General features: G+C 68.6%; 31 protein-coding genes, 1 pseudogene and 1 riboswitch. Of the genes and pseudogenes, 21 read left to right on the top strand and 11 right to left on the bottom strand.

Annotation, left to right across the window (positions count from 1 at the left end; translation table 11 throughout):
• A riboswitch (cobalamin riboswitch) is annotated at positions 1-70 on the top strand. This riboswitch is flagged as partial in the annotation.
• A gap of 114 nt (positions 71-184) precedes the next feature.
• Positions 185-2,341, top strand: a complete 2,157-nt coding sequence (locus tag AX737_RS04295) for a TonB-dependent receptor (protein ID WP_082772877.1) — start codon at positions 185-187, stop codon at positions 2,339-2,341.
• A 232-nt stretch (positions 2,342-2,573) separates the two neighbouring features.
• Here AX737_RS04295 and AX737_RS04290 read toward each other — a convergent pair whose 3' ends face one another.
• Complete coding sequence (locus AX737_RS04290; protein ID WP_066919214.1) at positions 2,574-3,224, bottom strand: response regulator transcription factor; 651 nt, start codon at positions 3,222-3,224, stop codon at positions 2,574-2,576.
• A gap of 303 nt (positions 3,225-3,527) precedes the next feature.
• Between AX737_RS04290 and AX737_RS04285 the strand changes: the two genes are divergently transcribed.
• The 10 genes from AX737_RS04285 to AX737_RS04245 all read left to right on the top strand — a co-directional run bounded on the left by AX737_RS04285 (position 3,528) and on the right by AX737_RS04245 (position 10,526).
• Positions 3,528-5,420, top strand: coding sequence for a methanol/ethanol family PQQ-dependent dehydrogenase (locus AX737_RS04285; protein WP_066919217.1), 1,893 nt, complete (start codon positions 3,528-3,530; stop codon positions 5,418-5,420).
• A gap of 111 nt (positions 5,421-5,531) precedes the next feature.
• Positions 5,532-6,212 (top strand): pentapeptide repeat-containing protein, encoded by a 681-nt coding sequence (locus tag AX737_RS04280; protein ID WP_066919219.1) that lies wholly within the window; start codon positions 5,532-5,534, stop codon positions 6,210-6,212.
• The gene (locus AX737_RS04275) at positions 6,209-6,637 is read left to right on the top strand and encodes a hypothetical protein (RefSeq protein WP_066919221.1); all 429 of its coding nucleotides are present in this window, start codon (positions 6,209-6,211) and stop codon (positions 6,635-6,637) included. Before AX737_RS04280 ends, AX737_RS04275 begins: the two co-directional genes overlap by 4 nt.
• 31 nt (positions 6,638-6,668) lie before the next feature.
• Positions 6,669-7,100, top strand: coding sequence for a cytochrome c-550 PedF (pedF, locus tag AX737_RS04270; protein WP_066919223.1), 432 nt, complete (start codon positions 6,669-6,671; stop codon positions 7,098-7,100).
• Between the two features lie 9 nt (positions 7,101-7,109).
• Positions 7,110-7,409 (top strand): hypothetical protein, encoded by a 300-nt coding sequence (locus AX737_RS04265; RefSeq protein WP_066919225.1) that lies wholly within the window; start codon positions 7,110-7,112, stop codon positions 7,407-7,409.
• The gene (locus AX737_RS04260; protein WP_156453519.1) at positions 7,406-7,870 is read left to right on the top strand and encodes a hypothetical protein; all 465 of its coding nucleotides are present in this window, start codon (positions 7,406-7,408) and stop codon (positions 7,868-7,870) included. The genes AX737_RS04265 and AX737_RS04260 overlap by 4 nt, the downstream gene beginning before the upstream one ends.
• 6 nt (positions 7,871-7,876) lie before the next feature.
• Positions 7,877-8,011, top strand: coding sequence for a hypothetical protein (locus tag AX737_RS36790; RefSeq protein ID WP_280949056.1), 135 nt, complete (start codon positions 7,877-7,879; stop codon positions 8,009-8,011).
• A 117-nt stretch (positions 8,012-8,128) separates the two neighbouring features.
• Positions 8,129-8,821, top strand: coding sequence for a quinoprotein dehydrogenase-associated SoxYZ-like carrier (locus AX737_RS04255; RefSeq protein WP_197430453.1), 693 nt, complete (start codon positions 8,129-8,131; stop codon positions 8,819-8,821).
• The gene (locus tag AX737_RS04250) at positions 8,821-9,801 is read left to right on the top strand and encodes a quinoprotein relay system zinc metallohydrolase 1 (RefSeq protein ID WP_066919229.1); all 981 of its coding nucleotides are present in this window, start codon (positions 8,821-8,823) and stop codon (positions 9,799-9,801) included. Before AX737_RS04255 ends, AX737_RS04250 begins: the two co-directional genes overlap by 1 nt.
• Positions 9,802-10,253: 452 nt before the next feature.
• Positions 10,254-10,526, top strand: a complete 273-nt coding sequence (locus AX737_RS04245; RefSeq protein ID WP_066919231.1) for a GapR family DNA-binding domain-containing protein — start codon at positions 10,254-10,256, stop codon at positions 10,524-10,526.
• Positions 10,527-10,833: 307 nt separating this feature from the next.
• Here AX737_RS04245 and AX737_RS04240 read toward each other — a convergent pair whose 3' ends face one another.
• Together AX737_RS04240 and AX737_RS37775 are read right to left on the bottom strand one after the other, a co-directional pair.
• The gene (locus AX737_RS04240; protein ID WP_066919233.1) at positions 10,834-12,039 is read right to left on the bottom strand and encodes an L-dopachrome tautomerase-related protein; all 1,206 of its coding nucleotides are present in this window, start codon (positions 12,037-12,039) and stop codon (positions 10,834-10,836) included.
• Between the two features lie 131 nt (positions 12,040-12,170).
• A pseudogene (locus AX737_RS37775) lies at positions 12,171-12,359 on the bottom strand (catalase); the annotation flags it as partial.
• A gap of 254 nt (positions 12,360-12,613) precedes the next feature.
• On the opposite strand from AX737_RS37775, the gene AX737_RS04230 reads away from it, so the two are divergent.
• Complete coding sequence (locus AX737_RS04230; RefSeq protein WP_082772874.1) at positions 12,614-13,678, top strand: catalase family protein; 1,065 nt, start codon at positions 12,614-12,616, stop codon at positions 13,676-13,678.
• A 537-nt stretch (positions 13,679-14,215) separates the two neighbouring features.
• On the opposite strand, the gene AX737_RS04225 is transcribed toward AX737_RS04230, so the two are convergent.
• Together AX737_RS04225 and AX737_RS04220 are read right to left on the bottom strand one after the other, a co-directional pair.
• Positions 14,216-14,425, bottom strand: coding sequence for a hypothetical protein (locus AX737_RS04225; protein WP_066919239.1), 210 nt, complete (start codon positions 14,423-14,425; stop codon positions 14,216-14,218).
• A gap of 167 nt (positions 14,426-14,592) precedes the next feature.
• Entirely contained in the window at positions 14,593-15,399 is an 807-nt protein-coding gene (locus AX737_RS04220; protein WP_066919241.1) for an SDR family oxidoreductase, read from the bottom strand.
• Between the two features lie 293 nt (positions 15,400-15,692).
• Between AX737_RS04220 and dps the strand changes: the two genes are divergently transcribed.
• Complete coding sequence (gene dps / locus AX737_RS04215) at positions 15,693-16,229, top strand: DNA starvation/stationary phase protection protein Dps (RefSeq protein ID WP_066919243.1); 537 nt, start codon at positions 15,693-15,695, stop codon at positions 16,227-16,229.
• A 58-nt stretch (positions 16,230-16,287) separates the two neighbouring features.
• Here the strand turns inward: dps and AX737_RS04210 are convergent, their stop codons facing one another.
• Positions 16,288-17,370 carry a catalase family protein gene (locus AX737_RS04210; RefSeq protein WP_066919245.1) on the bottom strand — a complete coding sequence of 361 codons (1,083 nt, stop codon included), beginning with the start codon at positions 17,368-17,370 and terminating at the stop codon, positions 16,288-16,290.
• A 260-nt stretch (positions 17,371-17,630) separates the two neighbouring features.
• Here AX737_RS04210 and AX737_RS04205 point away from each other — a divergent pair, with 260 nt between their 5' ends.
• Together AX737_RS04205 and AX737_RS04200 are read left to right on the top strand one after the other, a co-directional pair.
• On the top strand, positions 17,631-18,710 hold the full coding sequence (locus AX737_RS04205) for a catalase family protein (protein WP_066919246.1): 1,080 nt from the start codon (positions 17,631-17,633) through the stop codon (positions 18,708-18,710).
• On the top strand, positions 18,707-19,120 hold the full coding sequence (locus AX737_RS04200) for an ester cyclase (protein ID WP_066919248.1): 414 nt from the start codon (positions 18,707-18,709) through the stop codon (positions 19,118-19,120). Before AX737_RS04205 ends, AX737_RS04200 begins: the two co-directional genes overlap by 4 nt.
• Positions 19,121-19,200: 80 nt before the next feature.
• On the opposite strand, the gene AX737_RS04195 is transcribed toward AX737_RS04200, so the two are convergent.
• Positions 19,201-20,106 carry an SDR family oxidoreductase gene (locus tag AX737_RS04195; protein ID WP_066919250.1) on the bottom strand — a complete coding sequence of 302 codons (906 nt, stop codon included), beginning with the start codon at positions 20,104-20,106 and terminating at the stop codon, positions 19,201-19,203.
• 223 nt (positions 20,107-20,329) lie between these two features.
• On the opposite strand from AX737_RS04195, the gene AX737_RS04190 reads away from it, so the two are divergent.
• Together AX737_RS04190 and AX737_RS04185 are read left to right on the top strand one after the other, a co-directional pair.
• Positions 20,330-20,581 carry a hypothetical protein gene (locus AX737_RS04190; protein WP_066919252.1) on the top strand — a complete coding sequence of 84 codons (252 nt, stop codon included), beginning with the start codon at positions 20,330-20,332 and terminating at the stop codon, positions 20,579-20,581.
• Between the two features lie 891 nt (positions 20,582-21,472).
• Entirely contained in the window at positions 21,473-21,694 is a 222-nt protein-coding gene (locus AX737_RS04185) for a hypothetical protein (RefSeq protein WP_156453520.1), read from the top strand.
• Between the two features lie 25 nt (positions 21,695-21,719).
• On the opposite strand, the gene AX737_RS04180 is transcribed toward AX737_RS04185, so the two are convergent.
• The 4 genes from AX737_RS04180 to AX737_RS32930 are packed head-to-tail and all read right to left on the bottom strand — an operon-like array spanning position 21,720 to position 23,428.
• Positions 21,720-22,004 (bottom strand): hypothetical protein, encoded by a 285-nt coding sequence (locus AX737_RS04180; RefSeq protein ID WP_066919256.1) that lies wholly within the window; start codon positions 22,002-22,004, stop codon positions 21,720-21,722.
• Positions 22,001-22,720: a hypothetical protein gene (locus AX737_RS04175; RefSeq protein WP_066919258.1), complete on the bottom strand. Its 720-nt coding sequence runs from the start codon at positions 22,718-22,720 to the stop codon at positions 22,001-22,003. Before AX737_RS04175 ends, AX737_RS04180 begins: the two co-directional genes overlap by 4 nt.
• Positions 22,717-23,226, bottom strand: coding sequence for a hypothetical protein (locus AX737_RS04170; protein WP_066919260.1), 510 nt, complete (start codon positions 23,224-23,226; stop codon positions 22,717-22,719). Before AX737_RS04170 ends, AX737_RS04175 begins: the two co-directional genes overlap by 4 nt.
• On the bottom strand, positions 23,216-23,428 hold the full coding sequence (locus AX737_RS32930; RefSeq protein ID WP_066919262.1) for a hypothetical protein: 213 nt from the start codon (positions 23,426-23,428) through the stop codon (positions 23,216-23,218). The genes AX737_RS04170 and AX737_RS32930 overlap by 11 nt, the downstream gene beginning before the upstream one ends.
• Between AX737_RS32930 and AX737_RS32925 the strand changes: the two genes are divergently transcribed.
• The 4 genes from AX737_RS32925 to AX737_RS04145 are packed head-to-tail and all read left to right on the top strand — an operon-like array spanning position 23,427 to position 25,135.
• A complete protein-coding gene (locus AX737_RS32925) occupies positions 23,427-23,639 on the top strand; it encodes a hypothetical protein (RefSeq protein ID WP_066919262.1) in 213 nt (70 codons plus the stop codon). The genes AX737_RS32930 and AX737_RS32925 overlap by 2 nt on opposite strands.
• Complete coding sequence (locus AX737_RS04155; RefSeq protein ID WP_066919260.1) at positions 23,629-24,138, top strand: hypothetical protein; 510 nt, start codon at positions 23,629-23,631, stop codon at positions 24,136-24,138. Before AX737_RS32925 ends, AX737_RS04155 begins: the two co-directional genes overlap by 11 nt.
• Positions 24,135-24,854, top strand: coding sequence for a hypothetical protein (locus tag AX737_RS04150; protein ID WP_066919258.1), 720 nt, complete (start codon positions 24,135-24,137; stop codon positions 24,852-24,854). Before AX737_RS04155 ends, AX737_RS04150 begins: the two co-directional genes overlap by 4 nt.
• Positions 24,851-25,135: a hypothetical protein gene (locus AX737_RS04145; protein WP_066919256.1), complete on the top strand. Its 285-nt coding sequence runs from the start codon at positions 24,851-24,853 to the stop codon at positions 25,133-25,135. The genes AX737_RS04150 and AX737_RS04145 overlap by 4 nt, the downstream gene beginning before the upstream one ends.
• Positions 25,136-25,153: the final 18 nt, after the last annotated feature.

Raw genomic sequence — 25,153 nt, 5'->3', positions numbered from 1 at the left:
TCGCCCGGGAAGACGGTGAGAGGGCAGCGACCCGCGAGCCAGGAGACCTGCCGTCCATCGTGGTCACACGCGGAGCGTGCCGGACGGGGTGTGTCGGCAGGTGTTGGTGATGGCGCGCGGTCTGCGGCGTGCCCTCATCGGCCTCGTTCGCGGTGACGTGCCACTGCCGTTGCCCGAGGCCCCGATGTCCATCCTTCAGCCTCCGCCAGTCCCGCGTTCACTCTCGGTGGGCGCCCTGGCCGCCGCCCTCTGTATCGCCCCGACCTGTGCCGGCGCGCAGGCCGCTCGCGCTGACGAGGTCACCCTGTCGGAGATCTCGGTGAGCGCCGTGGCCGCGCCAACTGCCGCTGCTGCCGGTCCGGCCTCGGCCAGCGCCGGCTACGTCGGTGGGGTGTCGGGTATCGGCGGCGCGCTTCGCCCGGTCGACGCGGCAAGCGGCGGCATCATCTCGGGCGCGCAGATCAACAGCCGGCCCGTCACGCGGCCTGGCGAGGTGCTGGAGGAGGTGCCGGGCCTCATCGTCACGCAGCACTCGGGCGAGGGCAAGGCCAACCAGTTCTTCCTGCGCGGCTTCAACCTCGACCACGGCACCGACATCGCCCTGTTCGTGGACGGCATGCCGGTCAACATGCGCACCCACGCGCACGGCCAGGGCTACGCCGACCTCAACTTCCTGATCCCCGAACTCGTCGGGGCGGTGGAGTTCCACAAGGGGCCGTACTTCGTGCGCGACGGCGACTTCGCCTCCGCCGGCTCGGTGCGGATCGACTACCTCGACACGGTCGCGCAGAACGTCGCGCTGACCTCGCTCGGCTCCTTCGGCTACAGGCGCGCGCTCTCGATCGCCTCCGCGCCGCTCGGCACCGGCAACCTCCTGGTGGCCGGCGAGGCGCAGACCTACGACGGCCCCTGGGAGGTGCCCGACAACTTGCGGAAGCTTAACGGCGTCCTGCGCTACAGCCAGGGCACGGCGCTCGACGGGTTCTCGGTCACCGGCATGGCCTACTGGGCGAGGTGGAACGCCACCAACCAGATCCCCGAGCGCGCGGTCGCCGACGGCATCATCGGCCGCTACGGCACTCTCGACCCGACGGATGGCGGCGATACCGGCCGCTTCTCGCTCTCGGGGCGCTGGAGCCAGACGGACGAGACCGGCATCACGCGCGCGAACGCCTACGTCATCCGCTACCGGATGAACCTCTGGAACGACTTCACCTACTTCCTGAACGACCCCGTCAACGGCGACCAGTTCCGCCAGCTCGACGACCGGGTGCTGGGCGGAGGTGAGGTTGCCCACGTCTTCCAGGGCGATCTCGTCGGGCTGCCGATGGAGAACGAGATCGGCCTCCAGACCCGCACCGATGCCATGCGGGTCGGGCTCTTCAACACGACGAACCGCCTCTTCCGCTCCACGGTGCTCGACGACCGGGTGCTGGAGGCGAGCGCGGCCTTCTACTACGAGAACCGGCTGCGCTGGACCGACTGGCTGCGCACCAGCGTCGGCTTCCGCGCCGACGGCTACTACGCCGACGTCCGCTCCGACACGCCGGCCAATTCGGGGCGCGCCCGCGACGGCATCGTCAACCCGAAGCTCGGGCTCGTGCTCGGGCCCTGGGCCGAGACCGAGCTCTACCTGAACTACGGCGGCGGCTTCCACTCGAACGACGTGCGCGGGGTGACGGCCACGACCGACCCGGCGAGCCCTCTGTTCAACGTCGCCCGCTCGCCCTTCCTGGTGCCCTCGACCGGCTACGAGGTCGGGATCCGCAACCGCTCGATCGCCGGGCTGGAGACCGCGGTCGCGCTGTTCCGGCTCGACTTCGCCTCCGAGAACCTGTTCCAGGGCGATACCGGCACCACCGAGCCCAGCCGGCCGACCCGCCGCCTCGGCATCGAGTGGACGAACCGCTACGCGGTCACCCCCTGGCTGCGGCTCGAGGGCGACCTCACGGTTACCAACGCCCGCTTCGCCGACCGCGACCCGGCCGGCAGCCGCGTGCCGGAGGCGCCCACGACCATCGCGTCGGCCGGCATTACCTTCGGCGAGGGTCTCGGCTGGTTCGGCTCGCTGCGCTTCCGCTACTTCGGGCCGCGCCCGCTGATCGAGGACAACGCGGTGCGCTCGAAGCCCACCGCGTTGCTGAACGGCCGCGTCGGCTACAACTTCGAGAACGGGGTGAGCCTGTCGCTCGACATCCTGAACCTGACGAACGCCCGGGCCGACCAGATCACGTACTTCTACGAGTCGCGCCTGCCCGGCGAGGCCGGGGGCGTGGCCGATCGCCACTTCCACCCGGTCGAGCCCACGGCCGTGCGGTTGACTCTGGCGGGCCGGTTCTGAGAGCTGGGATCGGCTTTCTCAGCCTGCCACGAAGGTCCGCTCAGGGGTAGAAAGCCGACATTGGTTCACAGGCCGGAAGCTGCCATTCTACGTTGCTGAGCCGCAAACTTCGTCCTGTTCCTCCCGCACATCTAACATGGCTGTAGCGGCATCGATAATGCGCGATATGCTGCTTGGTGCCTCAGGCAGTAAAACCGGATGGAACACGCCGAATAATGTGACCAGGTGTCGATCATCCGCCCGTACCGATGCGCTTGAAGTCGAGGGCGGATGCGAAGATGACCGCCTGGGTCCGGCTGCGGACGCCGAGCTTCCTCATAATCTCGGTCGCGTGCGTCTTTACCATCGACATGCCGATGCCGAGGCAGAGCGCGATCTCCTTGTTGCTGAGGCCCTGCTTGATCAGGATCAGCACGTTCATCTGCGCGTGGGACAGGGTAGACATCCGGGCGGAGGCCACAGAGGTCGATCTCGGACCGGCGCTGAGGGCGGCTGCCACGCTGTCCGGGACGAAGATCTCGCCTTCCAGCGCGCGCGCGACCGCTTCGAGATAGGCGGCACGGTTCGACGTCTTCGGTACGAAGCCGGCCGCCCCAAGCGCCAGCGCCTCCCGGATGATAGGGGCCTCCTCCAGCCCGGAGCAGATCAGGACTGGGATCCGCGGGAACCGGGCCCGGATTGCCATGAATCCCTCGAACCCGCGGATTCCATGCATCGATAAGTCGAGGATGACGAGATCCGTACCGGGCGTATGGCCGAGCGCGGCGGTAGCGGCCTCGATCGAGTCCGCATCCTCGATCAGGGCTTCGGGAAAGCCCGCCTGCAGGATCCGTCGGACGGCATCCCGGAACAGGGCGTGGTCGTCGACCAGAAGAAGTTGCACTGCGGGTTCTCAAATGCGCTCGGCTGCGCGGATGAGGTTTCCGGGACTCGCATCAGCCGTCAAGAAAGGCTGGTCAAATATTATTCTTATGGGCTTGATCCGAGATTTTCATTGGCAAATGTCCTAATCGACATAGGAAGTAACCAAAATAATAAGGATTTAATATAAAGGTTGTACCAAGGTCCATGTCGGCGAAAGCGCTATTCGCTCTCATAGTCCTCTGAGAGAGGTCGTACGCAGCTGATTGCCGCCTCTCGGAACAAGCCGATCCACCGCAACAATCGGATCGACAGGGAGAGACGCATGGCCCATTCGAACGCGACGGCATCCCCGCGCCGATACCTCCTGGCAACCGCATCGTCCCTCCTGGCTCTGACGCTGGCCCTCGGGGGCCCGTCCAGCGCCAAGGACGCGAAGGATGCCAAGGAGATGAAGCCGGTCGCCTGGGAGGACATCCTCAACGACCAGCAAACCAACAACGACGTCTTGATGTACGGCATGGGCGTGAAGGCCCAGCGCTTCTCCCCGCTCGACAAGATCAACATCAACAACGTCGGCCTGCTGAAGCCGAAATGGTCGTTCTCGTTCGGCGACGAGAAGCAGCGCGGCCAGGAGGGCCAGGCGCTCGTCCACGACGGCATCATCTACATCACGGCGTCCTACTCACGCATCTTCGCGCTCGATTCCAAGACCGGCAAGAAGATCTGGTCGTACGCCGCCCGTCTGCCCGACGACATCCGCCCCTGCTGCGACGTGGTCAGTCGCGGTGCAGCGATCTACGGCGACAAGATCTTCTTCGGCACCCTCGACGCCTCGATGATCGCGCTGAACGCCAAGACCGGCAAGGTGATCTGGAACAAGAAGTTCGACGATCACACCGCCGGCTACGCCTATACGGGCGCGCCCAACATCGTGAAAGACCAGAAGACCGGCAAGGTCCTGTTGGTCCACGGCAATTCCGGCGACGAGTTCGGCGCGGTGGGCAAGCTCTACGCCCGCGATCCCGAGACCGGCGAGGAGGTCTGGATGCGCCCGATGGTCGAGGGTCATATGGGACGCCTCAACGGCAAGGACTCGACGCCGACGGGCGACGCCAAGGCCCCGTCCTGGCCCGACAAGGACGGCAAGAAGGTCGAGGCCTGGAGCCACGGCGGCGGCGCCCCCTGGCAGACCGGCGTCTTCGACGAGAAGACCAACACCTTCATCATCGGCACCGGCAACCCGGCGCCCTGGAACCACCATTACCGCTCGCCCGGCGACAGCCTCTACACGTCGGGCCAGGTCTATATCGAGCCTTCGACCGGTGAGCCGGTGGGCTTCTTCCAGCACACGCCGAACGACGCCTGGGACTATTCGGGCAACAACGAGATCATCCTGTTCGATTTCGAGAAGGACGGCAAGAAGATCCGCGCCGGGGCGCATGCCGACCGCAACGGCTTCTTCATCCTCACCGATATCGACAAGCTCACCGCCCGCGACGGCAAGATCAACAAGCCGGAAGCGCTGATCGCGGCCTACCCCTTCGTGAAGGACATCACCTGGGCCAAGGGCTACGACCTGAAGACCGGCCGGCCGATCGAGAACGAGGGCCAGCGCCCGCCGGCGCCCGAGGCCGGGCAGAGCAAGGGCAAGTCGATCAAGGTCACGCCGAACTTCCTCGGCGGCAAGAACTGGAACCCGATGTCCTACTCGCAGGAGACGGGGTTGTTCTACATCCCATCGAACGACTGGACCGAGGATTACTGGACCGAGAACGTGACCTACAAGGCGGGCTCCGCCTATCTCGGCCAGGGCTTCCGCATCCAGCGCAAGTTCGACACCCATGTGGGCGCGCTCCGCGCGATCGACCCGAAGACGGGCAAGATCGTCTGGGAGCATCTGGAGAACATGCCGCTCTGGGCCGGCACCATGACGACGAAGGGCGGCCTCGTCTTCACCGGGACCTCGGATGGCTTCGTGAAGGCCTTCGACGCCAAGACCGGCAAGGAGCTCTGGGCCTTCCAGACGGGCTCGGGCGTGGTCTCGGTGCCGATGACCTGGGAGGACGGCGGCAAGCAGTACATCGGCATCGCCTCGGGCTACGGCGGCGCCGTGCCGCTCTGGGGCGGCGACATGGCCGACCAGACCAAGCTCGTCAGCCAGGGCGGCTCGTTCTGGGTCTTCGAGGTGCCGACCGACACCGCCTCGGCGCAGTGACGGGCTGACCGGCCCGAGACGTCCCCTCTCCCCGCACGTCTCGCCGCCCGCGGGGAGACGGGGGAGAGGGGTTGCCGCCTCTCCCGATCCCGACATCCGAGAACCCGTCCGATGCAGGCTTCCCCCGCCCGCGCGCTGGTCCTGTCCGGCCTGATCCTCGCCGGCACGGCCCTATCCGGCGCCGCGGCCCAGACCGTGATCGTCAACCGCGAGGAGCGGCCCGATCCCTGGATCATCAACGGCTGCACCATCGCTCCCAACGCCGCCTGCCCCGGCGCGGACCTGCGCCACGCCGATCTCAGGAACGCCGATCTCGGCGGGGCCGACCTCACCGGTGCCAACCTCGCCCGTGCCGACCTGCGCGGCGCCAACCTGCGCGGCGCCCTGCTCGACCGGGCCAATCTCGGCGGCGCCAAGCTGCAGATCGCCTTCCTGCAGGGCCTGAAGGCCCGGGGTGCCTCCTTCGTGGGCGCCAATCTCGACCATGCCCGCGCCGCGGGTGCCGATTTCAGCGGCGCCGATTTCACGGTCGCTGACCTGGAGATGGTGCAGGCCAAGCGCGCCCAGTTCGTGGGTGCCCGCTTCGTCAACACCGACTTGCAGGAGACCAAGTTCTACGAGGCCAACCTCGCCGACGCGGTGATGGAGGGGGCCAAGATCCGCTTCGCGATCTTCCAGGACGCCTGGATGAAGGGCTGCCGGGGCTGCCCCGAGACCTGGCAGCAGGGCAAGCCGGTCTGGGACGTCTACCCGGAGGCGGGCCCGCCGCCCGCGACCGGGTCGGATCCGTGAGATGGTCGCCGATCCTCGCGACCGGGCTTGCCCTGCCGGTCGGCGCGGCGGCTGCGCCCGCGCCGGAGGCGGCCTTGCGCCCGGCCTTCGCGCAGTGCCGCGCCCTGAGCCAGGAGGGCGAGCGCCTGCGCTGCTACGACCGCCTCGCCGCGATCCTCGCGCCGCCCCGCTTCCAGGGCCGTCTGACGATGCAGACCGAGCCCTTCGCGATCACGGCCCCCACCGTGCTCCGCTACGAGAGCGACGGCCCGATCTTTGTCCTCGCCCTCAAGGATGCGCGGGGCGAAGTCGTCCAGAACCTGCACATCGGCGGCGGCGGCAGCGCGACGCACACCATCGCGGTGCCGGGCACCTACACCCTGCAGGTCAGCGGCTCCGAGTCCTGGCGCATCTGGCTCGACCCCGTCCGCGACCCCACCCCCTGATGCTTACCCAACTCGACCGTTCGAGGTTTCCATGACCAAGGCCCCGACTCAGGCCATGCGCGGGATGGCGCTCGCTCTGGCGCTCGCCCTGTTGCCGGCGCCCGCCGTCGCCCACGGCGACGCCGCGCCCCAACCCATCGACACGAAGGGTCTGCCGGAGCTTGGCGACGACATCCGCACGGCGAATCCCTACGCGGGCAACGCGCTCGCGATCGAGATCGGCGCCAATGGCTACAACCAGAACTGTGCCCGCTGCCACGGGCTCGACGCCAAGTCCGGCGGCATGGCGCCGGACCTGCGCGAGGTCGAGGCGGGCGAGGCCGGCGACGGCTGGTTCATCACCCGCGTCCTGCACGGCGCCAAGAAAGACGACCGTTACCGAATGCCCCCCTTCGAGGGGATCCTGAGCCAGGAGGCGATCTGGGCGATTCGGACTTACGTCGAGAGCCAGCCGAAGAGCTGAGCGGACCCGATGCTGCGGGCAGCGCTCGTCCTACTCACGGTTCTCGCTCCGGCGGGCGCGATCCGCGCGGAGGGGATCAAGGAGTACCAGATCCGGCGTCTCCTCATGCTGAAGACGGAGTGCACCGTCAGCGGTCTGCAGGTCGAGGAGCTGGAGGGTGGTGCGAGCCGCTTTCGCGCCGGCTGCGAGAATGTCAGCCACTATCCGGACGGCGTCGAGATCCAGTGCCCGAACACGGAGGACGACCGCGAGTGCCGCATCCTGACGGCGAGGCGCGAGTTCCCACACCTGCGCGCTCTGCAACGATGATGGCCGCCGCGCTCGTGCTCCTGCTCGCCGCTGCGCAGGTGCCGGCCCGCGCCACGCCGTCCGGTTCGGCGCGGGATGCGCCCGCCATGGCCGCTGCTACGACCGCGGACATCGACCCCGCCACGGGTTTGCGCGTCCGGAACTACCGCGCCCCCGTGACCATGCCCGTGAGGGGGGGCACCCGCATCGACCTCGACGCGGTCGACCGGCTCCGTACGGAGGGCGCTGCGCTGATCGACGTGATGCCCCAGCGCGGCGGCTTCGACCCGGCGGGCGGCGCTTGGCGGATCGTCGACCGGCACGCGACCATCCCGGGGGCGGTCTGGCTGCCCGAGACCGGCCGCGGCACGATCGAGCCGCGGCTCGCCGCCTACCTCGCGGCCTGGCTCGCCAGGCTGAGCGGCGGCGACCGGGGCCACCCGCTGATCTTCTTCTGCATGGCCGATTGCTGGATGTCCTAGAACGCGGTGCGGCGGGCGGCCGATCTCGGCTACCGCCGCGTCTACTGGTTTGCCGAGGGCACGGACGGCTGGAGCGAGGCCGACCGCCCGCTCGTGCCGGCCGAGCCCCCCGCGGTCCCGCCCCTCACCGCCGCGCCCTGAGGCGAACCCATGCCCGCGCCGAATCCCGCCGCATCGCCCGTCCTCCGCTCGGCAGGCCGGCCTATGCCGAACGCCAGCACCACGCGCGATCCCCTCGATTCACCGCTCTGGCCGAGCATGGCAGAGCGCTACCTCGGCGGCCTCCCCGCGATCTTCGACGACCGCGTCGCCGTTGCGCTGCCCCCGGTCACCGAGGACCAGACACAGGTGCCCTTGACGGTCGATGCACGGGCGATCGGGCCGGTCGAGGAACTGCTCGTCATCGCCGACCTCAACCCGTTCCCGCTCACCCTGCGACTCGTTCCCACCGCCGCGCAGGCCTTCGTGGCCTTCCGGATGAAGATCGAGCAGGGCACGCCGATCCGGGCCGCCGCGCGCCGGGACGGGCTCTGGCATGTCGGCGGCCGCTACCTCGACGCGGCCGGAGGCGGCTGCTCCGTCCCGCCCGTGGTCGAGAAGAAGGTCGACTGGAGGAATCTCGGCCGCATGCGCGGCCGGGTCTGGCGCGAGGCGCACGACCTGCGTCTTCGCCTGCGCATGACGCACCCGATGGACAACGGCATGATCGCCAACGTGCCGCTCTTCATCGTGGAGACTCTGACGGTCTCGGACGCGTCGGGCCGTCAGCTCGCCAGCCTCACCCTATCGGAGGCCATCGCCGACGACCCGACTCTGACGCTGCTGGTCGCAGGGCCCGAGACCGAGGCCCTGACCGTCACGGCACGCAACACCGCCGGCAACGACTTCCGCGCCCGGGCCGCGGTTCCACCCGCGGATGCCCAATCGGCCGAGATGCAGGGGAGGCCGTGATGGCGGCAGGAGAGCGATCCCACGGGCTGACCCGCCGACACGGCCTCGCCCTCGGTCTCTCGGCCGCGGCGGCGGTCTGCCGCCCGTTCGCCGCCGCGACCGCCCCGCGCCGCTATGTCCTCGACCCGGTCCGGATCGCGGAGGGCGTCTGGACGGTCTACGGCGCCCAGGAGGCGATCACGGCCGAGAACGGCGGCGCCATCGCCAACGTCACCCTGCTGGACACGCGTGAGGGCTGCGTTCTGATCGATGCGGGCCCGTCGCACCGCTTCGGCACGGCCCTCGACGCCCTGGCCCGGGACCTGACGGGCAAACCGGTTGTCCGGGTCTACCTCACCCATCTCCACGCCGACCATAGCCTTGGCGCCACCGCCTTTCCCGACACGGTGCTCTGGGCCGGCCCCGGCCTGCGGACCGACCTCGCGCGGTTCGGCAACGATCTCGCGAGCGGGATGTACCGCGTTGCCGGGGACTGGATGCGGGGCACGGGCGTGCCCAAGCCCGCCATGGAAGCCCGTGAGGGTGCGGAGGATGTCGGGGGGCGGCGCTTCCGGCTGCTGCGCCTCTCCGGCCATACCCGGGAGGATCTGTGCCTGTTCGAGGAAGCCTCCGGCCTGCTGTTCCCAGGCGACCTCGTCTTCCTCGACCGCGCCGCGACCACGCCCGATGCCGATCTGCCGCGCTGGCGCACCGCCCTGCGGACGATCGCTGACATCCCTTGCGGTCTGCTTGTCCCGGGGCACGGCCCCGCGGAGGCCGGCCGCCGCGGCATCGATCAAACGCTCGCCTGGCTCGATGCTGTCGAGGCCGGAATTGGGGCTGGCTTCGAGCTAGGGCTCGACGTCACCGAGATCATGGCGCGTCCCTTGCCGGACTGGGCAGACGGGATCGCGGTAGCGCGCTACGAGTATGCCCGCTCCGTCATGCACCTCCTGCCGGAAATCGAGGCGGACCGGCTCCCGAACCTCTCGGCCCTGTAGGCGCGCGGGTGAGCGGTCCAATCCTCGCTTAGTGGCGACGCAGGTCAGCGCTTCCAAGCGCGATCAGCGGCAGCATGAAGATGAACGTCTCCGTCAACTCAAGGGCGTCGCCTCCGACATCGGGTTCGTATAGCAGCCGGGTTGCCCTCGCGCCGTAAGCGGACGCTTGATTGATTGGAGATGAATATCGGCTTGTGGCGCACAGCTGAGCAAGCGGCGAGCGAACTCCTAACCCCTTGCGGACATTCAACCCGCTTCCACCGAAGGTCCGGATGGGGTGGGTAGCGGACTCATACCCTTTGCCCTGAAGCGGACGTTCTACTGGCGACCCAACCCAGACGGATGCGCGCCTATCGAAGCTTCTCGAAGGTCGTCATTCTTGGACTGTTGGGCTTGACCGCTCGCTCACTCAACCGGAGCAGATTGCCGCCTCGGCTAAGCATGAGGATCGCATGACCGACACGGTGGCCGTGGCTGGCGACCGCATCCGTTCGATCATCGAGCCCATCGAGCGGATTGAGGAAGAGATCACGGATCCCATGGAGAATAAGAAAGAAGTCTTCGCCAAAGCCGAGGGTGAGGGCCTCGACGTCAAGGTCCTGAAGGAGATGCTCAAGATCCGTAAGCAGGATAAAGACAAGTGCGACGAGTACGCGACCCTACTTTACGTTTACATGCGCGCGATGGATGCCCCATCCGCCCCCGAGATGTCCAAAGCGGCTTAGCGAACCTCGATCAGGACGTATCCGGGGTCGCTGCCCGGGATTGTGAGTGCAAGATGCTGAGGACGCCGCCAATGTAGACGAAGCGGCAGATGGGCCATTTGGCTCCGCCCAGATCCGATCACAAGACGAGGGAGCTTTCGCTCTCACCATCGAGAGCTGAGACGCGCCGCGGCTCGCTAGGGGGTGATGCACCATGAGTGATTGAATGCAAGGACATGCCGAGTGTGTCGGCATGTCCCGAAACGCGAAGTCTCGTCGCGATAGGATCCGGGAAGGCTTCAGTGAGCCGCAGGAAACCGGTTAGTCCTTAGCGAGAGGTGGCTGAACCGGTCGATCCGCTCACCTCCCCCTGAGTGGGCTTGATGGCCCAGAGCTCGGTCGGCAGGCTGATAGGGGCGCCGGGCTTGTAGTCGGCCGAATCCTGAATGTGGGACGTCGTCACATAGATCGTGCCGTCGGGTCCTTCGCTGAACGTGTCTGGCCAGCGGAGCCTGTCGTCCTGCACCAACGTCGTCAGCCCGCTGTTCGCCTTGGATAGATCGCGCACCTTCACTGCGTTGTCCTGCGGAGAGGTCACGTACATTCGCCCGTCCTTGCGCGAGATCAGCAGCCCGTCGGCTGGGCCGTTCTCCCCAACCGTGGCGATCTTTCCGCTTAGGGTCCTGTCGCTCAGCATCTCCGGCACGAAGGACGCTGTTGCCCAACCGGTCAGCGCGTCGGTTGGGAGGCTGTAGAGCGTCTTGCCCTTGATTGCCTGCCAATAGAGCGTCTTGCCATCTGGCGAGAGCGCGATGCCATCAGCCGAGAATTCGACGCCGCGGCCGTCAGGGCGGCGCAAGGGCTTGCCGTCGTACTGCACGGTCACGCTTTTGTCCGGCATGGTAGAGGAGTGGCCGGACAGGACGCGCTTGGCCGAGCCGCTATCGAGATCGACGATGATCAGCGCACCTTCGGCACCTGAATCCGTTAGGTAGGCGGTCTTTCCATCCGGCGAGATCCGCACGTCGTTGATGTAGGAGGCTTGCAGGACGGTGCCGGTGTCGAACGGGATCGTCTTCACGACTTGATTGGTGTTCAGATTGATCCCGACAAGCTTGGCTCCGTCCTTGACCACATGTGCCATGGCCGGCGCGGCGGCATCGACCACCCAGAGGCGATCCTGGGCGTCGGCGACGACGCTCTGGACGCAGACGAAGTGGGTTTTGGGATCGATCTCGTCTTTCCTGGCATTGCGCCAGCTGTTCCAGTCGTCGTTCGGATAGGCGATCGGCTTGCCGCCTTTCAACTCTGCTACCGAGACCGGTGCGTCCTCGCTCCACCGGGGGAAGTTGACGAAGATGCGCCCGTCGCGGCTTACCGTGATGCCCGTGACTTGATGCTCGAAGCTCGCCACCTGGGTGAGGTTGCCCGCACCGGGAGCCATGTTCTGGGCTGCGGCGGGAAGCGCTAGCGTCGCGGCGCTAGCCATTGAGGCTGTGGCCAGCCCGATACGGGCGCTCGCTGGAAACTTCATGGTTGGCACTCTCAGAGGGATATGCCGGCCAACTCCCCAAGGCCTCGGAGGCTCCCGCGTGGACAAATGCTCGGGGCGGGCGAGTCGGACCGGACGAGTAAGATCGACCTTTCGTCGCACGCGACGGCCTCGTTCTCTGGAACGATCAGCTCCCCGACGACGCAGGCCGAGCTCTGGGCGTGGCTCGCGCGTACGGCGTGGTGCTCGCGCTTCTCCACCACCTGCGACTGTTGGGTCATCCCCTGGATGATGCCGTCGATGGACTTCTGCTCGTCCGGAGCGGGCGTCTCGATGTCGGGGGCGTAGCGAAGGAATGTCATCGGCGTATCCTCGACGCGTCGTCCGCCTGCGGGGTGATTCTACGAAGGCTGGGATCAGGACGCGGCGTCCAAAGGCCGCGGATCGCGGCCGCGCCTGGGCAGAGAGAAAGACCGCACCGCCGACAAGCCGCGCCGGCCCCCTACCGTTCCACACCTTGTTCATGGGCGATTGAATGCCGCACAACCGGGAACGTCGCCGGGTAAGCGGGTGTTCTGTCCTGGCCGCCAGCGGGAGACAGACCTTGCGATCACCGGTGCGATACACTCCCGACGTTGAGGCGGTGCTGCCGGACGAAGGGCAGACCATCGAGCAGCTCAACCCAACCTTCGATAAGATCCTGAGCCGGGTCGCGGAGCATTCGGGCCATGCCGTGCGCTCGGTCCACGCAAAGTCGCATGGCATCCTTGAAGGGGCTCTGACGATCGATGCGGGCCTGCCCCCCGAGCTGGCCCAAGGCCTGTTCGCCACTCCTGGCCAGCATAAGATCTACATGCGGTTGTCGACCAACGCCGGCGACATCCTTCCCGATGCGGTCTCCCTGCCCCGTGGCCTCGCACTCAAGGTGCTGGACGTCGAGGGCGAGCGCCTGCCGGATGCGGAGGGGACGACCCAGAACTTCATCATGGTCAACGGCAAAGTGTTCCAGGCACCGAACGCAGAGAAGTTCCTGGGCAGCCTCAAGCTGCTGGCCGGCACCACGGACCGCGCCGAGGGGCTGAAGGTCGCCGCCTCCACGGTCCTGCGCGGCGTCAACAAGGCTCTGCATGCGGTGGGCGTCGACAGCCCCACCATCGGCTCGCTGGGCGGCGCGCCCAACGTCAACCCCCTTGGCGAGACGTATAACAGCCTGACGCCGTTCCGGTACGGTGACTATATCGCCAAGTTCTCGCTGGTCCCGGTCGCCCCCGTCCTGACCGCCCTGTCCGGCGCCGAGATCGAAGCCTCCGGCCGTCCGAACGCGATCCGCGAGACGGTGCGGTCCGAGATGGCTGGCATCGCCGGCGAGTGGGAGTTCCGGGTGCAGCTCTGCCGCGACCTCGAACGCCAGCCGGTCGAGGATCCTACGGTGGAATGGAAGGAGGACGAGGCACCGTTCCGGCGGGTCGGCGTCCTCCGTGTCCAGCCGCAGGACAGTTGGGATCCTGCACGGGTCCAAGCTGTGGATGAGGAGATGCGGTTCAGCGTGTGGACCGGCCTCGCAGCGCACCGACCTCTCGGCAACATCAACCGCGCCCGCAACGCTCCCTACCGGCATTCGGCCGAGTTCCGTGAGCGGTTCAACCGCTGCCCGATCCACGAGCCGGGTACGGTGCGCTGAAGCGACATCCTGAAGTTGCACCTGCTGCAGATCTCAGATCGGGCGCAACGGTGATGTCTGCTTCATCGCTAAACCGCTCGAAAGCGGACAGGCAGAAATCCACCCATCTCGGTCGCCAGTCTCTATTTCGTCGATAGCCTAGAAGCGGACCTCCCGAGGGGCTGCAAAGGGTCGAGAGCGGCGGTTCAGCGCCTGACAGCCCAAGGTCGGCTGTTGGCGCACAGCCGGCAGGGACTGGAGGGCAAATAACGGGACGTTCCAGTCTTGGAGAAGCCCTATCACGCCGAGCCGCTGGAGCATCTGTTGGTCCGCCTGCAGACCGGTGAGATGCACCTTCGCGAAGGTGGCTGGGATCTGCCGCCGCCATGCCGGTGCCCGGATGCACCGGCTGACGGCAGGCGATTTCGCGCCGACCAGGGTCGCTGATCCGCATCGCGAGGCAGCGGCCGCCGGATCGACGCTTTCGGCCCCTACACACCGAAGAACGACCGAGGCGGGGCCGGTCGGACCCGTCCAGGAGGATGTCCGCGCCCCGGACTACCGGAGCGTCGGGGACTCGCCCGGCTGCAAGTGGCGGTCGCTTCCGTCGGGACCGCTCGGCGAAACGTGGTCGTTCAATCGGCCGAGATGTTCGAAGACGTGCTCGAAGGCGGCGGTGACGGCCTTCTCGAAGCTACCGTCGCCCTTGCCCTGGGCATCCTTCAACGCGCCGAGCAACTGGCGGTGCTTTTCAGTATCTCTGGACATGGCCTACCCTTTCGCCCGGGCATCCCCCGGGGTCGGTGAAAAGCCCCCGCTACCGACGGCGGTTCCCGGGACCGTGGCCGCGGAGTCGGCGCGCTTACGACGTGGACCTTCGATAGCAACCTCTCGAAGTTCGCACGGCGAAGCGATACCGCCGGCTATCAGGAAGGCTAAGCTCCCATGGTCATGACCGAGCCGCCGTCGACCCTGAGGAACTCGCCCGTGATAAAGCTGGCATGTTCGGAGCAGAGGAACGTGACCGCGGCGGCGACTTCCTCCGCGCGGCCGCGCCGCTTGGCGACGATGCCGGGGCGCTCCTCGTCCAGAGTGACCTGGACCGCTTCGTCGAACGAGATGCCTTTCTCCTTGGCCTTCTTCTCCATCTGCGCGTCGGTCATCGGCGTTGCGATGAAGGCTGGCCCGACCGCGTTCACAAGCACGCCGTCCGGCCCGTAGGCCTTGGACAATCCTTTCGCGAGGTTCAGGACGCCCGCCTTGGCCGCCGCGTAGGGCAGTTCCTCGACGTAGGGCTGCACGGCGTCCTCGGACGAGAACAGCACGACGCGGCCCCAGCCAGCCTTGCGCATGTGCGGAATGAAGGCCCTGGTCGCGCGCACCCCGGCCATGAGATCAGTCTGCAATGCCTCAAGCCAGTCGTCGTCGGTGAGGTCCAGGAAGTCCCCCGACGCCCCGGTGATCCCGGCGGCGCAGACGAGGATGGTCGGCTTGTCGTCGAAGGCCATGTTGGCGAAGGCGGCGAGCACCTCGATCCCCTTGGCCGTGCTCAGGTCCGCTTCGATGGCACGGACCGGGCCCAGCGCCGCCAGTTCCTTGGCGGTGGCCTGCAACTCAGGGCCTTCCTTGTCGGTCAGGACGACGTGCACGCCCTCGCGTAAGAGATGTTCGGCGGTCGAGCGGCCCATGCCAGACTTGGCTCCCGTCACGACCGCGACCCGTCCGCTGATGCCAAGATCCATCTGTCTCGTTCCGTCACCGTTCGAGAGGGCCGCTCCGTGTCACACCATGAGCGGTAAACGGGAAGTCCGCCTTGCGGGAGAGGTTCCGTGGGAGTTCCGTGCTCCGGCCTTCTTGCCGAGTGATGCAGGCTCGAAGTTCCCGTTCCACCTGCTCAAGACCGATACCTGAACTCGTCGCGACGAGCCGGTGCGACCCTAGGCGGCCGGGGGCTGGGGTGCCCAAAGGTCGGACCCAACCAAGGGAACCACCTCCGCTCTACACAATTGCCGCCTCGGCATCACGGAGCAGAAGCATGGCGACGAGCAGCACCCCGCGTACTCATCGGACCCGCAACAACACCGATTCCAACGCCAAGAAGGTGTCCATCGAGGCCTTGAACGCCCGGCTGGCGGACGGCATCGACCTCGCGCTGGCGATCAAGCAGGCGCACTGGAATCTCAAAGGGCCGCAGTTCATCGGGATCCACCTGATGCTGGACGGCTTCCGCGCCGAGATCAGCGGCTTCAACGACAAGGTGGCCGAGCGGGCGGTGCAGCTCGGTGGCACGGCCCTGGGAACGGCGCAGGTCGTGGCCGACAAGACCAAGTTGCCCGCCTACCCGACCGGCATCTACGCCATCGCCGACCACGTCGCCGCGCTGATCGACAGCTACGCCGCCTACGCCAACGCCGTGCGCGAGAACATCGACGAGACGGACGAGGCGGGTGACGCCGACACGGCGGACCTGTTCACGGAGGTGTCCCGCGCCGTCGACAAGCACCTCTGGTTCCTCGAAGCCCACGTGCAAGAGCCGACGGGTCAGATGCGCGACGGCGACGCTCGCAATTGAGCCGTGGCCGCCCCTTCGTACCTGACCGTACTGAGGGGCGGTCGTCAGAAACGTGGTGTCAGGCCGGGATGCTTTCGGGCGAGGCTGTGTTCTCTGCGGTCACGCCATTCTCGCGATGCCGGAAATCGCTCAGCGCCCGATAGACCTGCAGCCGTGCGCGCATCACCGAGCCGAGCGGCCGGTGCTCCGCGAGGCTGTGCGCCGGCCGGAAGGTCATCACCTCGTCGAAGTAGTGCACCCGCTCGGGTGAGTAGGCATCTTGGCGCGGCAGCCGAAGCGTCGCCACCGTCCGGTACGGGCTGACCGCGACCGGCCAGTCGACCGAGGCGTCCTCGATGGGCTGGCGCTCAGCATCCGCCCAGAGCTGCGCCTTAAGCTCGTACACCACCTCGTTGTCGCGGAAGAACGCCGCGGCCGCGTGGCGGAAACCGTCCTCGTCATCGTGTGGGTCGAGCCGCCATTCGGCCAGGTCCAGCTGCGCCTGCGAAGCCGGGACCGCGCCGAGCTTGGCGACGTAGTCCCCGAACCGCATCGGGGCTTGGCTGAAGTAGCTGTCGGCGAGCGGATGGCTGTAGGGGTGGCCCAGGAAGTCGGCCATGGCGCTCTCCGTGCCGAAGGCATGCAACACCCGGTTGAGGTTGCGTGCGGTTGCGGCGGCCGCACTTTTCACGCCCTCGGGCAGGCCGGTCGCCTTGCCGATCACGGTTCCGTCGCGCAGGAACCCGGCCGCCGTCCCGGACGGGAAGGTCGTGCCGGTGGCGAGCACGAAGTCCTGGGTCTCGACGTCGTGGCCGGGCAGCTTCTCGCCGGGCACCCCGAAGACCTTGATCGACATGCCGCGGTGGGTCGACACGCGGTCGCCCAGGGTTTCGCCCGGCCCCTGGGCGAAGCGCACGGCCACCTTGTGCATCCCGGGCTTGGCGAACAGACCCTGTGCGAGTTCGGGCGGCAGGCCTTCGGGAACGACCAACTCCCCGGTGACGCAGGCAGAGCTTTTCGCGTGGCTCGCGCGCACCGCGTGACGCTCGCGCTTCTCCACGACCTGCGACTGCTGGGTCATCCCCTGGATGATGCCGTCGATGGACTTCTGCTCGTCCGGGGCAGGCGTCTCGATGTCGGGCGCGTAACGGAGGTAGGTCATGGGCGTCTCCTGATCGTGTCGTGCGCCAACGGGATTGCTTGACGTTGGCCGGGGTCAGGGCGCGGGATCGACCTGCTGCTTTGGAGCAGAGGGCGGGCGCAAGACGACGAACCCGTGGCGGTTGGGCGGGCCGTACCGCCGACAAATCGTCCGCCGGGGCGTACGTTCCCGGGTTCGTTCATGGGCGATTGAATGTCCCGCAATCCGGAACGTCACCCACCCGCTGTCGTTCTGTCTCGGCCGCTGCCAGGAGACGGACCGTGCAACCTCCCGTTCGATACAGTCCCGATGTCGAGGTGGTGAGGCCCGACGAAGGGCAGACCATCGAACAACTGAACGAGGCCTTCGACACGATCCTAACCAGGGTCGCGGAGCATTCGGGCCATGCCGTGCGCTCGGTCCACGCGAAGTCGCACGGTATCCTCGAAGGGACGCTGACGGTCGATGCGGGGCTGCCCCCCGAACTGGCCCAGGGCCTGTTCGCGAAGGCGGGCGAGCATAAGGTGTACATGCGGATGTCGACCAACGCGGGCGACATCCTACCCGACTCCGTCTCCCTGCCCCGGGGCATCGCCTTGAAGGTCCTGGACGTCGAGGGCGAGCGTCTCCCGGATGCGGAAGGGACGACGCAGAACTTCATCATGGTCAACGGCAAGGTGTTCCAGGCGCCGAACGCCGAGAAGTTCCTCGGCAGCCTCAAGCTGCTCGCCGGCACGACCGACCGGGTGGAGGGGCTGAAGGTCGCCGCCTCGACCGTGTTGCGCGGGGTGAACAAGGCGCTGCACGCATTTGGCGTCGACAGCCCCACCATCGGCTCGCTGGGCGGCGCGCCCAACGTCGACCCCCTCGGCGAGACGTATAATAGCCTGACGCCGTTTCGGTACGGTGACTACATCGCCAAGTTCTCGCTGGTACCGGTCGCCCCCGCCCTGACCGCCCTGACCGGCACCGAGATCGACGCCTCCGGTCGGCCGAACGCGATCCGCGAGACGGTGCGGTCCGAGATGGCTGGCATCGCCGGCGAATGGGAGTTCCGCGTGCAGCTCTGCCGCGATCTCGAACGCCAGCCCATTGAGGACCCGACGGTGGAATGGAAGGAGGACGAGGCACCGTTCCAGCGGGTCGGCGTCCTCCGTGTCCAGCCGCAGGACAGTTGGGATCCGGCCCGGGTCCAGGTGGTGGATGAGGAGATGCGCTTCAGCGTCTGGACCGGGCTCGCCGCGCATCGGCCGCTCGGCAACATCAACCGGGCCCGCAACGCCCCCTACCGGCATTCGGCCGAGTTCCGCGAGCGCTTCAACCGCTGCCCGATCCACGAGCCGGGCGCGCTGCGCCGATGACAGAGGACAACAGGCGGCTCGTCCGCGCCTACTTCGATGCGTTCCGCGACTGCGACGATGCTTGGTGGGACGCCAACATCGCGCCGGACTTCGTCAGGCACGACCCGGGCCTCGACTTCGAGGTGCGCGGACCGGCGGGCGTGCGCAAGCTCGCCGCGGTCCTGCATGGCGGCCTGTCGGACATTGCCATGCCGGTCGACGAACTCATCGCCGAGGGCGACCGCATACTCGCACGGCTACGTTTCCAGGGGCGGCATACCGGGGAGTTCCAGGGACTGCCGGCCACCGGGCAACACGTCGACATCGTGGTCATGGACCTCTTCCAAGTCGCGGACGGTCGCCTCGTCGAACACTGGGCGTTGATGGACAACCTGACGATGCTCAAGCAACTCGGCGCCGTTGACACGTGACGGCCGGCGACGACGCCGTGACGTGATAACCCGCGTCCCGGCGGCCACTCCACGGAGGCTGCGTCCGCCGGGATGAGCGATCAGGCGGTGCCGTTGCCGCCGGTGGCGCCGTAGACCTCGCCGGTGACGTAGCTCGCCTCCTGGCTCGCGAGGAACACGTAAACCGGAGCGAGTTCAACCGGCTGGCCGGGACGGCCCAGCGGCACCTCGGAACCGAACTTCTCGACATTCTCCTGCGGCTGGCCGCCCGAGGGCTGCAGCGCCGTCCAGAACGGACCGGGCGCCACCGCGTTCACCCGGATGCCCTTCGCGATCTGCTGCTTGGCCAGCGCCTTCGAGAAGGCGACGATGCCGGCCTTCGTGGTCGCGTAGTCGACCAGGATCTGCGGCGGGTTGTAGGCCACGACCGAGGCGGTGTTGATCACCGAGGCGCCGGCCGGCATGTGCGGTAGGGCGGCCTTGGTGATCCAGAACATGGCGTAGAGGTTGGTCTTCAGCGTCCGATCGAACTGCTCGTCCGTGATATCGGCGATGTCTTTCTGGTTCGTCTGCTTGCCAGCGTTATTGACGAGAATGTCGAGGCCGCCGAGGTCGGTGACCGCCTTCTTCACGAGTGCCTCGCAGAACCCCTTGTCGGTGATGTCGCCCGGCAGCAGCACCGCCTTGCGGCCCTCCGCCTCGATCAGCTTGGCGACCTCCTGCGCGTCGGGCATCTCGTCCGCGACGAAGCTGAGCGCCACGTCGGCGCCCTCGCGGGCGAACGCGATGGCGGCTGCCCGACCGATACCGGAATCGGCACCGGTGACGAGGGCCTTGCGTCCCTCTAGGCGACCGTGGCCGCGATAGCTGGTTTCGCCATGGTCGGGCTTGGGCTTCATCGCCTGCGCCAGCCCCGGGGCTTCCTGCGGCTGCTTCTCGAAGGGCGGTTGCGGGTATTGTGTGCGGGGGTCCTGCATCTTCAGGCGCAGGTCCGGGGCATCCGTCATCTGGTGTTCCATGGCGCCGGCTTGGCCAGAGCAGCACACGCGGCGCGGTTCAGGGAAGGCGCTGCCCGGATAGCGGGCCAATCACCGACTCGCGCGTCTGTTCCAGTGGCCGTTGGGGGTGTCATCGCCACACCCGACCCTGGGGTCTTACCTGCGTCATCGTCCGCAGGGACCGGGCCTCCGCTTAGGCGTTGTGAGATGGGACCGACCCACCGGAGACGTCATGCTGAACCCGTTCTATGCCACGTTCCTGCTCGCCGTGGAGGCGCAGAAGGTCGTCGAGTTGCGGCTGGTGCGGATCGCCTGGGGCGGAGCCGAGGCTCAGGCCGAGATGGTGTCGATGGTCGGCGAGAAGGTCGTGGCCGCGATGGAAGCTGCCAACACCCTGATGGCGGGCGGAAGCCCCGGCGAGGTCGTCGCACGCTACCGGGAACTGGTCGCAGACAATACGCGGCGCCTCTCAGGAATGGTCTGAGCGCCGGCGCCTGCAGCCAAGTTCCTGGCATTCCGGGGTAAACGGAGCCGACATGGGTGATCTACCCACGTAGCACGATTTGGTCGTGGGGGTCTGCTAATGCTTGATGACCGGACTTTCGGACGGTTGGCGGCAAGGGTCAGCTGATGGCGCATCGCCGTCTTCATCAGTGGAGCCTCGCCACTGCAGGCCTGCTGATAAGCTTCGACAGATCCCTGCCATTCAGCGTGGTACGGCCACCGCGGTTGGCGACGCTTCCATCGTCCACAGCGGCATTTTGGTTGACACTGTGTACCACCAGGGTGCTACACAGAGGGACAGCGGCATCGACCTAAAGCTTTGAGATAGCTAGGGATATTCGGTCGGCAGGCGTCGGGTTCGAATCCAGGTCCCCCAGCCATCTAATTCAGCCCGCTAAGTCAACGACTTGGCGGGTTTTTGAATGCTCGAACGTCGTCTCGAACGGATTGCAACACGCCGCAATACGACCCATGCTTCTACAATGGGCCACGCTGCGCGGTCGGCGGCTCCGTGCAACACGAACGGAACACCCTCACGCCTGTCTGAGAGCGGCCATCCTCCCGAGCGGCCAGTTCCTCCATCGCCTCATCGAGCCGCGCTTCGTCGGTCGATAGATATCCTGCGCAGCCGTAGGGTGAGGATAGCAGCAGGCGACACCTCCGGGATCGCGCGGTCGCGAGCACCCGGCCAGCCCATGCTCCCCGCTCGGCCCGATGTCGGGTGTCGACGCGTCGCGGGACGGGCGATGGCCGGCCCCGATCCGGGGTCGCGTCCTCGACCGGCATGGCGTGTCAGGTCACACGATCCCGGATTGGCAGACGGCGGCCCCTCGACTAGACTTCCCGCATTCCGGCCATCGACGGTTCCGCCATGATCAATCCCGTTCGGAGTTCCTCCAACGACCAGATGCGGGCCGAGCCAGCCGGCGATCGCGGCCGGGCCGACAAGTTCTCGAGCACGCTCGCGGCTTGGATGTCGCGGGGTTCCGCGATCCGCGCGAACTACGCCGTGAGCGAGGAGCACGAGGATCCGGAGCCCGAGCCGATCAAGGCGAGCGCACCGATCATCGCGCCGGACGTCGCGAAGGCCTGACGGAGCGCGCCCACCTCCGCCGGCCTCAGGGAACGAGGGGCGCGCCCGGCTGCCGGTAGACGCTCTGCTCGCCGATCAGGTCGGCGGCGTCGCGCCGGCGGGTCTGGTCGCTCTCGATCAGGGTGATGCTCGTCTGGTCGAGATAGGCCTTGAAGGCGTCGTCCGCCTCGTTCGCGCGCGCGGACGCGGTGGCGTCGGCTTGCCGCGCGATCGCGCGGGGTGAGCTGACGGGCAAGGGGTCACGGGTGCCCTGAAGGGTCTGGTAGGCCGGCAGCGGGATCGAACTCGTCGCCTGGATGGGATCGCTCACGGTCCGTCTCCCCGGTTCGTCTCGGCGCCGGAACGCTCAGCGTAGCGGGCGCGCGGGCGCGGCACAATCCACTCGATCGCCACGACGGCGGCGAAGGCCCCGAGGAGCATCGCGACCGTCACGGCCGCGCCGAGCCAGCCGCGCAGGCGCTCGCCCATCGCGCCGGCCGGCCGCGGATCGGGCGCACCGCCCGCGCCCGGAGCGGGCGGACCGGCGGCGCCTCCCAGAAGGCGGGCGAGCTCCGCGCGGAACCGGGGCAGGTCGGAGCGGCGCGCGAGGAGGGCCCGGAACGCGGGCGTCCAACCCGCCTCCGCGTCCCCGAGCGCCGGTGGCACCGAGATCTCGTCCCAGGGCCGGCCCGCGCCGGCGAGGCGGGCGGCGACCGCCGGGTAGTGCCGGTGCGAGAACACGTAGAGCCGCACCGGCAAGGCCGGATCGAGCCCGCGCAGGGCCGCGTCGAGCGAGGGGGGCTCGACCTCGGTGAGGTCGATGGAGAGCCCCTCCGCGTCCGGCCGCCGCGCGTGCAGGATCGCGACGAGGGCGTCGGCGCGCAGGGGTGCGCGCCCGACCGCACCGAGCTCGGCCGCCTCGGTCGGCGGACCGGGTGCCCCGTCCGGGGCGACGGCGCCCGCCTGCAGCAGGATCAGGAGGATCAGCAGCAGCGCCGCGAAGACGTTGGCCGAGAGATCGGTGAGGACGGTGCCGGCCGCATTCATCGGGCGCCCGTTCCCGGCGGCAGGGCGCAGGCGCGGGCGAGCGCCGGGTCCCGGGCCTCGGCACAGGGCGTCGCGGTGCGCAGCTGCGCGATCCGCACCGGCCCGTGGGCCGCCGCCACCGGCTCCAGCAGGAACGCCGCCTCCAGGCCCGCCGGCTCGATCAGGACCAGCAGCGGCGTCTCCGCCGCGCGCAAGGCGGCGAGCGCGTCGCGCAGGGCGCGGTCGTCCGGCACCGCGTCGAGGGGGATCCGCCGGTTGCCCGCGGAGGCGAGCCGCAGGCCTCCCGCCTCGGCGACGATCGTCGCGGCCGGATGCCCGCCGACCGTCACGGCCGGGGATGGAGGCGTGGTGGGCGCCGCCTCCGCCGCGGGCCGGCGGACCGCACCGAGGTGGAGGGCCGGCAGCAGGACGAGGATCGCCGGCAGCACCATCGCGATCAGGGCGAAGAGCAGGTCGGCGAAGGGATCGATCCCGGGCTCCTCCTCCGCGGCGGCCTCAGGGGGCATCGGCGGGCTCCGCGACCGCGGCGAGCAGGGCGCACTCGGCCGCCAGTTCCTGCTCGCCCTTCTCCACCAGCGCGAGCAGCAGCCCGGCGACCATGCTGGCCAGGATCCCGAGCAGCGTGGTCTCGAACTTCAGGGCGAGGCCCGCGAGGCTGCCCGAGAGGTCGATCCGCCCCGCGCCGCCCTCCCCCGGCAGCGCCGCCATGGCGGCGCTGCCGGGGGAGGGCGGCGCGGGGCGGATCGACCTCTCGGGCAGCCTCGCGGGCCTCGCCCTGAAGTTCGAGACCACGCTGCTCGGGATCCTGGCCAGCATGGTCGCCGGGCTGCTGCTCGCGCTGGTGGAGAAGGGCGAGCAGGAACTGGCGGCCGAGTGCGCCCTGCTCGCCGCGGTCGCGGAGCCCGCCGATGCCCCCTGAGGCCGCCGCGGAGGAGGAGCCCGGGATCGATCCCTTCGCCGACCTGCTCTTCGCCCTGATCGCGATGGTGCTGCCGGCGATCCTCGTCCTGCTGCCGGCCCTCCACCTCGGTGCGGTCCGCCGGCCCGCGGCGGAGGCGGCGCCCACCACGCCTCCATCCCCGGCCGTGACGGTCGGCGGGCATCCGGCCGCGACGATCGTCGCCGAGGCGGGAGGCCTGCGGCTCGCCTCCGCGGGCAACCGGCGGATCCCCCTCGACGCGGTGCCGGACGACCGCGCCCTGCGCGACGCGCTCGCCGCCTTGCGCGCGGCGGAGACGCCGCTGCTGGTCCTGATCGAGCCGGCGGGCCTGGAGGCGGCGTTCCTGCTGGAGCCGGTGGCGGCGGCCCACGGGCCGGTGCGGATCGCGCAGCTGCGCACCGCGACGCCCTGTGCCGAGGCCCGGGACCCGGCGCTCGCCCGCGCCTGCGCCCTGCCGCCGGGAACGGGCGCCCGATGAATGCGGCCGGCACCGTCCTCACCGATCTCTCGGCCAACGTCTTCGCGGCGCTGCTGCTGATCCTCCTGATCCTGCTGCAGGCGGGCGCCGTCGCCCCGGACGGGGCACCCGGTCCGCCGACCGAGGCGGCCGAGCTCGGTGCGGTCGGGCGCGCACCCCTGCGCGCCGACGCCCTCGTCGCGATCCTGCACGCGCGGCGGCCGGACGCGGAGGGGCTCTCCATCGACCTCACCGAGGTCGAGCCCCCCTCGCTCGACGCGGCCCTGCGCGGGCTCGATCCGGCCTTGCCGGTGCGGCTCTACGTGTTCTCGCACCGGCACTACCCGGCGGTCGCCGCCCGCCTCGCCGGCGCGGGCCGGCCCTGGGACGAGATCTCGGTGCCACCGGCGCTCGGGGACGCGGAGGCGGGTTGGACGCCCGCGTTCCGGGCCCTCCTCGCGCGCCGCTCCGACCTGCCCCGGTTCCGCGCGGAGCTCGCCCGCCTTCTGGGAGGCGCCGCCGGTCCGCCCGCTCCGGGCGCGGGCGGTGCGCCCGATCCGCGGCCGGCCGGCGCGATGGGCGAGCGCCTGCGCGGCTGGCTCGGCGCGGCCGTGACGGTCGCGATGCTCCTCGGGGCCTTCGCCGCCGTCGTGGCGATCGAGTGGATTGTGCCGCGCCCGCGCGCCCGCTACGCTGAGCGTTCCGGCGCCGAGACGAACCGGGGAGACGGACCGTGAGCGATCCCATCCAGGCGACGAGTTCGATCCCGCTGCCGGCCTACCAGACCCTTCAGGGCACCCGTGACCCCTTGCCCGTCAGCTCACCCCGCGCGATCGCGCGGCAAGCCGACGCCACCGCGTCCGCGCGCGCGAACGAGGCGGACGACGCCTTCAAGGCCTATCTCGACCAGACGAGCATCACCCTGATCGAGAGCGACCAGACCCGCCGGCGCGACGCCGCCGACCTGATCGGCGAGCAGAGCGTCTACCGGCAGCCGGGCGCGCCCCTCGTTCCCTGAGGCCGGCGGAGGTGGGCG

Origin of the sequence: Methylobacterium sp. CCH5-D2 (genome assembly GCF_001556475.1) — a bacterium.
Taxonomy (GTDB): domain Bacteria; phylum Pseudomonadota; class Alphaproteobacteria; order Rhizobiales; family Beijerinckiaceae; genus Methylobacterium; species Methylobacterium hispanicum.
This window is presented reverse-complemented; position numbering and strand designations above follow the sequence as displayed.

What these genes read in the sequence shown, in the direction of transcription:
- AX737_RS04295 (WP_082772877.1), top strand. Translation starts at nt 185, where the DNA reads ATGTCCATCCTTCAGCCTCCGCCAGTCCCGCGTTCACTCTCGGTGGGC.
- AX737_RS04285 (WP_066919217.1), top strand. Translation starts at nt 3,528, where the DNA reads ATGGCCCATTCGAACGCGACGGCATCCCCGCGCCGATACCTCCTGGCA.
- AX737_RS04280 (WP_066919219.1), top strand. Translation starts at nt 5,532, where the DNA reads ATGCAGGCTTCCCCCGCCCGCGCGCTGGTCCTGTCCGGCCTGATCCTC.
- pedF (WP_066919223.1), top strand. Translation starts at nt 6,669, where the DNA reads ATGACCAAGGCCCCGACTCAGGCCATGCGCGGGATGGCGCTCGCTCTG.
- AX737_RS04265 (WP_066919225.1), top strand. Translation starts at nt 7,110, where the DNA reads ATGCTGCGGGCAGCGCTCGTCCTACTCACGGTTCTCGCTCCGGCGGGC.
- AX737_RS04260 (WP_156453519.1), top strand. Translation starts at nt 7,406, where the DNA reads ATGATGGCCGCCGCGCTCGTGCTCCTGCTCGCCGCTGCGCAGGTGCCG.
- AX737_RS04255 (WP_197430453.1), top strand. Translation starts at nt 8,129, where the DNA reads ATGGCAGAGCGCTACCTCGGCGGCCTCCCCGCGATCTTCGACGACCGC.
- AX737_RS04250 (WP_066919229.1), top strand. Translation starts at nt 8,821, where the DNA reads ATGGCGGCAGGAGAGCGATCCCACGGGCTGACCCGCCGACACGGCCTC.
- AX737_RS04245 (WP_066919231.1), top strand. Translation starts at nt 10,254, where the DNA reads ATGACCGACACGGTGGCCGTGGCTGGCGACCGCATCCGTTCGATCATC.
- AX737_RS04240 (WP_066919233.1), bottom strand. Translation starts at nt 12,039, where the DNA reads ATGAAGTTTCCAGCGAGCGCCCGTATCGGGCTGGCCACAGCCTCAATG.
- AX737_RS04225 (WP_066919239.1), bottom strand. Translation starts at nt 14,425, where the DNA reads ATGTCCAGAGATACTGAAAAGCACCGCCAGTTGCTCGGCGCGTTGAAG.
- AX737_RS04220 (WP_066919241.1), bottom strand. Translation starts at nt 15,399, where the DNA reads ATGGATCTTGGCATCAGCGGACGGGTCGCGGTCGTGACGGGAGCCAAG.
- dps (WP_066919243.1), top strand. Translation starts at nt 15,693, where the DNA reads ATGGCGACGAGCAGCACCCCGCGTACTCATCGGACCCGCAACAACACC.
- AX737_RS04210 (WP_066919245.1), bottom strand. Translation starts at nt 17,370, where the DNA reads ATGACCTACCTCCGTTACGCGCCCGACATCGAGACGCCTGCCCCGGAC.
- AX737_RS04200 (WP_066919248.1), top strand. Translation starts at nt 18,707, where the DNA reads ATGACAGAGGACAACAGGCGGCTCGTCCGCGCCTACTTCGATGCGTTC.
- AX737_RS04195 (WP_066919250.1), bottom strand. Translation starts at nt 20,106, where the DNA reads ATGACGGATGCCCCGGACCTGCGCCTGAAGATGCAGGACCCCCGCACA.
- AX737_RS04190 (WP_066919252.1), top strand. Translation starts at nt 20,330, where the DNA reads ATGCTGAACCCGTTCTATGCCACGTTCCTGCTCGCCGTGGAGGCGCAG.
- AX737_RS04185 (WP_156453520.1), top strand. Translation starts at nt 21,473, where the DNA reads ATGATCAATCCCGTTCGGAGTTCCTCCAACGACCAGATGCGGGCCGAG.
- AX737_RS04175 (WP_066919258.1), bottom strand. Translation starts at nt 22,720, where the DNA reads ATGAATGCGGCCGGCACCGTCCTCACCGATCTCTCGGCCAACGTCTTC.
- AX737_RS04170 (WP_066919260.1), bottom strand. Translation starts at nt 23,226, where the DNA reads ATGCCCCCTGAGGCCGCCGCGGAGGAGGAGCCCGGGATCGATCCCTTC.
- AX737_RS32925 (WP_066919262.1), top strand. Translation starts at nt 23,427, where the DNA reads ATGGCGGCGCTGCCGGGGGAGGGCGGCGCGGGGCGGATCGACCTCTCG.
- AX737_RS32930 (WP_066919262.1), bottom strand. Translation starts at nt 23,428, where the DNA reads ATGGCGGCGCTGCCGGGGGAGGGCGGCGCGGGGCGGATCGACCTCTCG.
- AX737_RS04155 (WP_066919260.1), top strand. Translation starts at nt 23,629, where the DNA reads ATGCCCCCTGAGGCCGCCGCGGAGGAGGAGCCCGGGATCGATCCCTTC.
- AX737_RS04150 (WP_066919258.1), top strand. Translation starts at nt 24,135, where the DNA reads ATGAATGCGGCCGGCACCGTCCTCACCGATCTCTCGGCCAACGTCTTC.